Genomic DNA, 1,099 nt, shown 5'->3' with positions numbered 1-1,099 from the left:
CCGCCGGCGCATTCAAGCCGAAGAAATCCGTCGCGCTGTCGGGCGTGACTGCCGGTAATACCGCGCTGTGCACGGTGGGCAAGACCGGCAACGACTTGCACTATCGCGGCTACGACATTCTCGATGTCGCGACGACTTCGGAGTTCGAGGAAATCGCGCATCTGCTGGTGCATGGCAAGCTGCCGAACGCGGCCGAACTGAAGGCGTACAAGACGAAGCTGAAGGCGCTGCGCGGCCTGCCCGCGAACCTGAAGGCCGCGCTGGAATGGATTCCGGCGTCGGCGCATCCGATGGACGTGATGCGCACCGGCGTCTCGGTTCTCGGCACGCTCCTGCCCGAGAAGGACGACCACAACGTGCCGGGCGCGAAGGATATCGCCGACAAGCTGATGGCCTCGCTCGGCTCGATGCTGCTGTACTGGTATCACTATTCGCACAACGGCAAGCGCATCGAAGTCGAAACCGATGACGATTCCATCGGCGGACATTTCCTGCATCTGCTGCATGGCGTGGCGCCGTCGAAGTCGTGGGTCGACGCGATGCACGTGTCGCTCAATCTCTACGCCGAGCACGAATTCAACGCATCGACGTTCACGGCGCGCGTGATCGCGGGCACGGGCTCGGACATGTACTCGTCGATCACCGGCGCGATCGGCGCGCTGCGCGGCCCGAAGCATGGCGGCGCGAACGAAGTCGCCTACGAAATCCAGTCGCGCTATCAGACGCCCGATGAAGCGGAAGCCGACATCAAGCGCCGCGTCGAGAACAAGGAAGTGGTGATCGGCTTCGGCCATCCGGTGTACACGATCTCCGATCCGCGCAACAAGGTCATCAAGGAAGTCGCGAAGAACCTCTCGAAGGAAGCGGGCGACACGAAGCTGTTCGGCATCGCCGAACGCCTCGAATCGGTCATGTGGGACGCGAAGAAAATGTTCCCGAACCTCGACTGGTTCAGCGCCGTGTCGTATCACATGATGGGTGTGCCCACGGCGATGTTCACGCCGCTGTTCGTGATCTCGCGCACTTCCGGCTGGGCGGCGCACATCATCGAGCAGCGCATCGACAACAAGATCATCCGGCCGAGCGCGAACTACACTGG

Annotated in this window: 1 protein-coding gene; it reads left to right on the top strand. The window is 62.3% G+C overall.

Annotated features, from left to right (window positions below; translation table 11 throughout):
• Nucleotides 1–1,099, top strand: a 1,099-nt coding sequence (prpC, locus tag AWB79_RS37915; protein ID WP_061172596.1) for a bifunctional 2-methylcitrate synthase/citrate synthase, incomplete at both ends; no start/stop codon positions are given.

It is taken from the genome of Caballeronia hypogeia (assembly GCF_001544875.2).
Lineage (GTDB): Bacteria > Pseudomonadota > Gammaproteobacteria > Burkholderiales > Burkholderiaceae > Caballeronia > Caballeronia hypogeia.
This window is presented reverse-complemented; position numbering and strand designations above follow the sequence as displayed.